Annotated in this window: 9 protein-coding genes; 3 read left to right on the top strand and 6 right to left on the bottom strand. The window is 32.9% G+C overall.

All coding sequences use genetic code 11. The features are described 5' to 3' along the window. On the top strand, positions 1-380 hold a 380-nt coding region (locus tag B3L86_RS05530), incomplete at its 5' end, for a DNA primase (protein ID WP_291116075.1). Between the two features lie 34 nt (positions 381-414). Here the strand turns inward: B3L86_RS05530 and B3L86_RS05525 are convergent. From B3L86_RS05525 to B3L86_RS05510, 4 genes are all read right to left on the bottom strand, one after another. After that, positions 415-930, bottom strand: coding sequence for a DinB family protein (locus B3L86_RS05525; RefSeq protein ID WP_291116072.1), 516 nt, complete (start codon positions 928-930; stop codon positions 415-417). Positions 931-966: 36 nt separating this feature from the next. After that, positions 967-3,540 (bottom strand): phosphoenolpyruvate carboxylase, encoded by a 2,574-nt coding sequence (locus tag B3L86_RS05520; RefSeq protein ID WP_291116069.1) that lies wholly within the window; start codon positions 3,538-3,540, stop codon positions 967-969. A gap of 125 nt (positions 3,541-3,665) precedes the next feature. Next, positions 3,666-4,145, bottom strand: coding sequence for an Lrp/AsnC family transcriptional regulator (locus tag B3L86_RS05515; protein ID WP_291116066.1), 480 nt, complete (start codon positions 4,143-4,145; stop codon positions 3,666-3,668). 69 nt (positions 4,146-4,214) lie between these two features. Beyond that, the gene (locus B3L86_RS05510) at positions 4,215-5,369 is read right to left on the bottom strand and encodes a M14 family metallopeptidase (protein ID WP_291116063.1); all 1,155 of its coding nucleotides are present in this window, start codon (positions 5,367-5,369) and stop codon (positions 4,215-4,217) included. Between the two features lie 306 nt (positions 5,370-5,675). Between B3L86_RS05510 and B3L86_RS05505 the strand changes: the two genes are divergently transcribed. Continuing rightward, complete coding sequence (locus tag B3L86_RS05505) at positions 5,676-6,089, top strand: helix-turn-helix domain-containing protein (RefSeq protein ID WP_291116061.1); 414 nt, start codon at positions 5,676-5,678, stop codon at positions 6,087-6,089. Between the two features lie 5 nt (positions 6,090-6,094). Here B3L86_RS05505 and B3L86_RS05500 read toward each other — a convergent pair whose 3' ends face one another. Continuing rightward, complete coding sequence (locus B3L86_RS05500; protein ID WP_291116059.1) at positions 6,095-6,646, bottom strand: 1-acyl-sn-glycerol-3-phosphate acyltransferase; 552 nt, start codon at positions 6,644-6,646, stop codon at positions 6,095-6,097. Between the two features lie 58 nt (positions 6,647-6,704). Between B3L86_RS05500 and B3L86_RS05495 the strand changes: the two genes are divergently transcribed. Beyond that, positions 6,705-7,370 carry a spermidine synthase gene (locus tag B3L86_RS05495; protein WP_291116057.1) on the top strand — a complete coding sequence of 222 codons (666 nt, stop codon included), beginning with the start codon at positions 6,705-6,707 and terminating at the stop codon, positions 7,368-7,370. Here the strand turns inward: B3L86_RS05495 and kdsB are convergent. Then, positions 7,362-8,087 (bottom strand): 3-deoxy-manno-octulosonate cytidylyltransferase, encoded by a 726-nt coding sequence (kdsB, locus tag B3L86_RS05490; protein ID WP_291116054.1) that lies wholly within the window; start codon positions 8,085-8,087, stop codon positions 7,362-7,364. The genes B3L86_RS05495 and kdsB overlap by 9 nt on opposite strands. Positions 8,088-8,519: the final 432 nt, after the last annotated feature.

Genomic DNA, 8,519 nt, shown 5'->3' with positions numbered 1-8,519 from the left:
AATTTCCTGATGGTTATGAAGATACCGATATTATCCGTTTTAGAAATGCCCAAAACGAATTGATTGAAGCTGTTGAAGTTCGAACGGAAGATACTATTTATTTAGTAAAAGTGAGCAAAAAACTCGCTACCCGTATTGAAAACTTTGAAGAAGATGATGATTTGGATGTAGAAGTAGAAACAATTGCTCCGGTTAAAGGTTTAGATCTAGACGATGACATTGACGAAGTAGATGTAGATGAAGAAGATGACGATGCTCCATCTGACGATGACACAGAAGTGGATTTATTAAAAGATGCAGGCGGTTCTGACGATGAAGACGATGATGATGATTTTGAAGACGAACCTTCTGATGAAGAAGACGAAGAAGAAGATTATTAAAAAATAGAAGGAGCTCCATTGGGCTCCTTTTTATTTATAAATACCTCTCTTTTATAATTTTCTCATGATGTTTTTGATGACCCAAAATAATAAATCCAATAGCACGAACCGATACCGGATTATCTGAGGCTATCCCCATTCGACTTAACTGTTCGTCAGTAAAAGTGCTAAACAAACTCATAGTCCCTTTTCTAACGATAACAAACTCTTCCAACAAATCATTCACACTTCTTCTATTGGCATGAGCTGTTTCAACATAGTCATTTTCTTCAAAACCGGGTAAAGGAGTTGTATCATTTCTGGCAATTCGCAACGCTCGATAGGCAAAAATTCGTTCAGCGTCAATCAGATGCTGTAGTATATCTTTGATAGTCCATTTTCCTTCGGCATAACGAAATTCATGTTTGTGAATAGGAATAGTAGTAAAAAAAGCTACACTAAATTCGATACCATCTTGAAATCCACTTCTCAATTCCACTTCTCCCAAAGCTTCAATATAAGGTTTATAATAGGGTGCGTATTCACTTGTTTGTAAGGATGATGAAGTCATGATTCTTTATTTTAAATTTGAATTATAAATTTTAAATTAAGCCGAATTTCTACTCGCATTAATATTCCCGAACAACGAACGTGTTACAATCTTTTCATACACGGCAATTAGCTTTTCGTTTGGATTTTTTTGACTTTTTAGTTCATTGATTTTTAACAACGCATATTGTTGAATGGTTAAAAGCGGTAATACAATTTGTTCTCTAATTTCGATGGAGGCTTTACCATCAGGATAGTTTTCCATCAATTCCTTGAATCCGGAGAGTTTTAACAACAATCTTTTGGTTTCCAAAAATTCATCATAAATGATTTGCCAAAACGCTCCAAACTCTTCATCCTTTTGCATATAAGCCGTTAATGGAAAAAAAGATTTACACAAGGACATCATACTGTTTTCCATCAAGGTTTTAAAAAACAACGAATTTTGATACAACATTACTACTTTTTCCCATTGATTGGTTGCTTCAAAATGTTGCAACGCTGTTCCTACTCCAAAAAATCCGGGAACATTTTGCTTCAATTGACTCCAAGAACCCACAAACGGTATGGCTCGTAAATCATTAAAATCCAATTGATCGGACTTGTTACGCTTGGAAGGACGACTCCCAATGTTGGTTTTTGCATAATAATTCAGCGTACTCATTCGCTCCAAATACGGAATGAATTTGGGATGTTGCTTGAATTTTTTATACTTATCATAGCTCAATTCTGATAATTCATCCAACACCTTATTTTCAGATTCCGACAAAGCGATTTCACCTTTGCTAAAAACTTGATTTGTAGCTCCGGCACTTAATAAATTTTCTAGATTATAACGACACGAATCCAAAGTACCAAAATTCGAACTAATGGTTTGACCTTGCACCGTAATTTGTATTTGTTGGTTTTCAATATTGGAACCCAAAGATGCATAAAACTTGTGGGTTTTTCCGCCACCGCGAGCGGGTGGTCCGCCTCTACCATCAAAAAACAGTACTTTGATTCCGTATTTTATTGAAATGGCTGTCAGCATTTCTTTTGCTTTATAAATACTCCAATTGGCCATTAAATATCCTCCATCTTTAGTACCGTCAGAAAAACCTAACATAACAGTTTGTGTATTATTTCGGTTTTGCAAATGTTGTTTATAGGAAGCGTTTGTGTACAATTGTTCCATTATTTTGTCCGCCGAATGCAAATCGTTTACCGATTCAAAAAGCGGTATCACATCAACAGAAGGGTCTTCCCAACCGCATAAATGAAACATAGCAAAGGTTTCCATTACATTCAAGGCACTTTCATTATTGCTGATAATGTAGCGATTGCAACCCAGTTCTCCATTTCGTTCCTGAATGGTTTTCATGGCGTGAATAGAACTAACTGTTGAGCCAGTAATCGCATCATCAAAATCGGCTTCCGAAATATTGCTTCGCAAATTGGATAATACAGCAATTTTCTCCTTTTCCTCCAAATCAAAATAATTTTCAGGAAAAAGTGCTTTTTCTTTCGCTACAATATCTTGAAATACTTGTTTGTGAATTTTGCTGTTTTGACGAATATCTAAAGTAGCAAAATGAAACCCAAACAAGTTGAGTCTGTTCAACAATAAATCAATTTCGTCCAAATAAAGTGATTGGTGTTCCTGTTTTATAAGCTGTTTAATTCGCTGTAAGCCTTCATAAAATTCTTCTTGTGTCAAGTAAATCTCACCTCGTGAATAAAAAACAGAACGATATAATTTACTTTCTAAATCAGCAATTATTGTATCTACTTCTTTAAAAGTAAGTTTTCTTTTCAGTTTACGGATGTCATTGTAGTAGCATTTCAAAATAGAAGTACGCAAACGTTCAGCAACTTTCAAAGTGATTTCTGTTGTCACAAATGGGTTTCCATCTCTGTCGCCTCCGGGCCAAAAACCCAAATTAAATATAGCATTAGTAATTTCCTCCCCGCCATAAATATTCTTCTGTAAGTACTGAATCATATTTCCGGCAGTGGTGTAAAATACATTTTCAAGATACCAAATCAAGCTAATCGCTTCGTCGTATGGTGTTGGTTTTTCTTTTTTAATAAAAGGTGTTTTACCCAATTGAGCTAACAGTTGTTTGATTTGAATTAAATCATTCACTCGTAAGGCTTCGGTTAAATCGGTAATAATTCCCAAAACAGCACCCGGATAAAACTGCGTTGGATGTGCTGTTAAAACCGTTCGCACTTTAAAGTTTTCTAAAAAAGTTCTAAGTTCTTTTGATTTTGAACGTTGTTCTGCTTTTTCTTTCATATCGCGAAGTGAACCGCGACCTTCCATATTGTTCACCGTTGGAAATGCAGCATCTTCAATGGCATCAAAAAGCACAACTTGTCGTTCTACATATTGAATAAAGCGAAACATTAGTTCGATTTTTTGCTCTTCAGAAGGATTTTCCATGTATTTGGCAGCAAACGATTCAAAAATATCATTTGGACTTTGTTGGTTTTTAAATCCATTTTCACACACTTCGGAAAAAAGAGGTAATAAAACACCGGTATTGTCTATCGCATCAAAAGGCAACGTAATAAAGACACTGTTGTAAATTTGGTATTTGGATAAAACATTTTGACGAAATCGTTCTATTCTTGGTAGCGTGTACATGGGCTGAATTTTGCTTACTAAATTAGTGAATTATTCTATTATTTGTATTTGTAACTCCTATTATGATTGTATAAAAAAACCCTCTCGGTTTGAAGGAGAGGGTTTGTTTATAGTGCCATTACATCTTACATGTTTTGGAAAATGGTGTGCATCAAACGTTTTTTATCATTGATACTTTCTTCCAGTGAAATCATGGTTTCTGTTCTATAAACACCCTCAATATCATCAATCATGAAGATAACATCTTTAGCATGTTTGGTATCTTTAGCACGGATTTTACAAAAAATATTGAATTTTCCGGTTGTAACATGTGCTACAGTCACAAAAGGAATCTCGTTAATACGTTCCAAAACAAATTTAGTTTGTGAAGTATTGTTTAAGAAAACTCCAACATAAGCAATGAAAGAATAACCTAATTTTTCATAATCTAAAGTTAAAGAAGAACCCATAATAATTCCTGCATCTTCCATTTTTTTCACTCTAACGTGAACGGTACCGGCTGATATTAAAAGTTTTTTAGCAATATCGGTAAAAGGAACTCTTGTATTATCGATTAACATATCAAGAATTTGGTGATCTACTTCATCTAAACGAAACTTACTCATGTGTGTGTCTATTTATTATTAAATTTAGTGCAAAAGAAATATATTTTATTCAATAAAAAAACGCAATTGTTATTTTTTTAATAAACCATTAACAAATACATTGGTTTTTCCTAAAACAAAATTCGCTTTTTCATCAATTTTCGGAAAAGTACCGGTTTCACTTTCAAATTTTTGGCCTTCTGCATCCCACTCCAAGTGACCATTAAAATCATCTAATTCTCCCACTGAAGAAATATAGGCTGTAAAAACCAACTCATTTTCAACCAATTCTTCTCTAAATTGAGCGGCAAAATTCGTTATAATTTCTGAATTATCATAACGAAACTTAACATTTCTATAAATAAAATCAAAAAAACCAACATTATTCTGTGATATATTTAAATAATTCGCAGTTTTGTTATCAACTAAATCGTTTTCGTAAAGCAATTGAAAACTCACCAAGAGGCTGAGAAAAATATAATACCTGGTTTTCTCCCTTTGGTAATCATTTTGAAAATGTCCGGCTTCAAAAAGCACCGTTGGAACCCCTAACTGTTGAAAAGTATCTCCAACGCAATTTCTATTAAAAGAATCATCAAAACGCCCCACTTGGTTGGGAATATGATATTGTAGGACGTCATTAATCCCGGCAATTAAATTTATAGCTTTTTGTCGCGTATCATTAATTGCTCGTTCTTCATTAAATGCCGGTGCTAAAAAAGAGACAGTTGCAGGATTCTTTGTTTTTCCCGCCGCAAAAATAGTACGTTGATCATGAAGGTTATAACAAAAATCCGGTTTAAACTCCTGAAAACATTTCATGAGTAACCTGCTTTCGGGTTGCGATAAATTCAAAAAATCTCGATTTAAATCGATACTATTTGCATTTTCTCTGGTATACACTTCCGCTCCGTCCGGATTTAACATCGGGATAAAAAAGAACGTAAATTTTTCTTTCCAATTTAAAGCTACTTTTTCATCTGAATCTAAAAAGTTGAACAAATCAAAAACTGCTTTTGTAGTAGTACTTTCATTACCGTGCATTTGCGACCAAAGTAAAATCTTGAAATTTCCTGTTCCGGTTTTGTATCCATAAATCGATTTTCCTAAAACCGATTTTCCCAAAACGGAGATGGAATTTTTGAATTGGTGCTTTTCAAAAAGAGGCTCAATATGATTCAACGTAACATATCTGCCTTGAATGGTTTGTTCTTTATATTTCTCAAAAAGAGATGGATAATTCATGTGGTACTTTTTAACGTTACAAAGGTAAACATCTTTGAAATAACAATTGTAAATCAATGCAAAAGTTGTAAAGTTTAACTTTGTAAACACAATTTTTAGTGTTTTTTATCTTTAAAAATTACAATTGTTTATCTTATACTATTTTGTAAACTAAATAATTAATTTCCAATATTTTAAATACCATTACATAAAGTGTAAGTGACAATAAAATAATTGATAAACTGTTAATTTTACAATTGTAACATCCCTATTCTGAAATCATTTGATTACATTTGTAACCTATTCTTTTCCGAATACAAATTTACTATGTTAAACACACAAGATTTTGTTCAAAAGCTAGAAATTCTGTTGGACTATTACCAACTGAATGCCTCATCGTTTGCTGATAAAATTGGTGTACAGCGTTCCAGTTTATCACACCTCCTATCCGGAAGAAACAAACCGAGTTTAGAATTTGTGTTGAAAGTTTCTGAAAGTTTTCCTGAAGTTGATTTGTATTGGTTTTTGCTTAGTAGAGGGAGTTTTCCAAAGTTAACTGATGTAGAGACGACAGAAGATGCAAAGCAAATCAATACGGAGCATGAAAAAGCACCCTTATCTGACTTACCAAAACCGCTTATCCCACAAAACAAAGGGATCGCGAGTAACAATAAAGAAATAGAAAAGATTGTGATATTTTTTAAAGACGGTAGTTTCAAAAGTTATATTCCTGAAAACTAAGTACATTAAAACAGAAAACTGTTCTCTGGATATTTACCAACTACTCCTTTAAAATAGTGTTCCAAAATAGGCATATCCACTTCGATTTCTCCGGTTGGGTCATACGGTTTATTGATAGTAATTTGCTTTTTACTGAAATCAAAAGCGACAGGAATTATCGGAACATTTGCTTGAAGTGAAATATAATAAAACCCTGTTTTCCATTTTATTACTTTCTTTCTAGTTCCTTCAGGAGCGATAGCTAATCGAAAGGTTTCTCGATTAGCAAATACTTTTGCAATAGCATCTACTTTGTTCAATCCACCGGTTCTATCCAAAGGAGCTCCACCTAACCATCGGAAATAAAACCCAAACGGAAATTGAAACAATTCTTTTTTACCCACAAAATTTATTTCAATCCCTAAATAACTTCTTATAAATAATCCAATGTAGAAATCATGCCAACTGGTGTGAGGCACCACAATAATGACGCATTTTTTGATAGCCGGATCCAAAGTTCCTTCTATCTTCCAACCCATTACTTTGAATAAAATAAATTGACTCAACCGTTTTTTCACCTAACAATAATTTTAGTAAAAATACGATTAAACTCTTATTTTTACTAAAAAATTTAAAATGCTAAAAAAACTAATCAGCTACTTTTATCCAATCAATATTTATAAAACCACTTCAGAGTTGAGTAAAACGTTAGAAGTAACTTTAGTTAATGGCGAATTGGTTTTAGACAGTAAAAATACCAATTACTCTTATGGAAGTCTGCAACGTGTTTTGCGAAAAGGTTTAAAACATATCGGATTTGAAAAAATCAAACCCATGAATCACATTTTGGTTTTAGGAGTTGCCGGAGGAAGTGTCATCAAAACCTTGGTAGATGAAATTGGCTGTAAAGGAAAAATTACCGGAATTGAAATCGATGACAAAGTAATTGAGTTGGCTAATGATTATTTTCAATTAAATAAGATTAAAAATTTCAACATAATACACCACGAAGCGTTTGAATTTGTTTTGAAAACCAAACAAACTTATGATTTAATTATTGTCGATATTTTTCAAGATACCTTGATGCCAAGTTTTCTATTTGAAACTTTTTTTCAAAATCGGCTAACCGAGATTTTAAATCCTGGCGGGTTTATGCTTTTTAATACGATGTTGTTAAAAGAAATTGACACGGTTAGGAATCAAAATTACCTTCGATTTTACAATCAAATAAATTTCAAAGTAGCTACCTTGCCTCGTATTGAAGAACACAACGAATTGATTATTGTTGAAAAACTAAAGTAATTTACGGGCTTTTTCTAAATCTTCAGGAGTATCAATTCCAATTCCAACATGAGAAGTAGTTACCATCTTGATTTTCTTTCCGTATTCCAAATAGCGAAGTTGTTCTAATTTTTCAGAAGCTTCAAGCGATTTCATCGGAAGTTTATAAAAATCCAACAATGCTTGTTTTCTGAAAGCATAAATACCAATGTGCTGAAAGTAGTGAGCACCCACGTTTTTTTCTCTTGGATACGGAATTACCGAACGAGAAAAATATAATGCAAATGCGTTTTGATCTACAATCACTTTAACGTTATTCGGATTCTCAATAGTATCCCAATCTGTAATTTCACGCATCAATGAAGCCAAGTCAATTTGTTTTGAATCATCTTTTTTAAAAACTTCCAATACGGAAGCTAAAGGTTCTTTGTTAATAAATGGTTCGTCACCTTGAACATTCACAACAATATCTACATCCAAATATTCTACCGCTTCTGCGATACGATCACTCCCACTCTCGTGTTCTTTTATACTCATAATGGCTTTTCCACCATTAGAAACAATTTCTTGAAAAATCAAATCAGAATCTGTCACCACAAATACATCATCAAATAATTTAGTATTCACAGCGGCTTCATACGTTCTCGTAATCACTGTTTTTCCGCCTAAATCCTGCATTAATTTTGCCGGAAATCGGGTTGATGCGTAACGAGCTGGAATGACGGCGATGGTTTTCATTTTTTTGGTAATTTGATAAGTTGTTGAGCATTCTTAAAATGCATTTTTATTCCAACAAAGAAAATAAAAACAACTAAGATAATTGCTAAAAAAAAAGAAATATAGCTGTGGATGATTGTTCCGGTTTCTATTTTGGAGAGGATCGGGTTCACTAAAATCTGATATTTGTTTGAACTAAGTCAAAACTTAACAATGATTATAATTAAGTGGCAATAGATTATGGGTACAAGCAAGACTCTTTAATAATCACAATTTTGAATTAAATTGTCATCACAAAATAGATAAGGAGTTCTAGTTCGTTTTGGATGATAGCAGTAATCATTTCGAAAAAAACAAACCATACAATTATTACAAAAATAATAACTACTTTCAGGAAATAATTTCATTCATAATAAAGTTTGATTGTTATATAAGTAATTTTGTTTTTTAACA

Source organism: Flavobacterium sp. UBA6135 (genome assembly GCF_002428305.1).
Lineage (GTDB): Bacteria > Bacteroidota > Bacteroidia > Flavobacteriales > Flavobacteriaceae > Flavobacterium.
Note: the sequence above shows the minus strand (reverse complement) of the source record. Positions and strands in the feature narration are given on the sequence as shown.

Excerpts from the sequence above, each read along its gene's own strand:
- B3L86_RS05525 (WP_291116072.1), bottom strand. The coding sequence starts at position 930 with ATGACTTCATCATCCTTACAAACAAGTGAATACGCACCCTATTATAAA.
- kdsB (WP_291116054.1), bottom strand. The coding sequence starts at position 8,087 with ATGAAAACCATCGCCGTCATTCCAGCTCGTTACGCATCAACCCGATTT.
- B3L86_RS05495 (WP_291116057.1), top strand. The coding sequence starts at position 6,705 with ATGCTAAAAAAACTAATCAGCTACTTTTATCCAATCAATATTTATAAA.
- B3L86_RS05505 (WP_291116061.1), top strand. The coding sequence starts at position 5,676 with ATGTTAAACACACAAGATTTTGTTCAAAAGCTAGAAATTCTGTTGGAC.
- B3L86_RS05510 (WP_291116063.1), bottom strand. The coding sequence starts at position 5,369 with ATGAATTATCCATCTCTTTTTGAGAAATATAAAGAACAAACCATTCAA.
- B3L86_RS05515 (WP_291116066.1), bottom strand. The coding sequence starts at position 4,145 with ATGAGTAAGTTTCGTTTAGATGAAGTAGATCACCAAATTCTTGATATG.
- B3L86_RS05520 (WP_291116069.1), bottom strand. The coding sequence starts at position 3,540 with ATGTACACGCTACCAAGAATAGAACGATTTCGTCAAAATGTTTTATCC.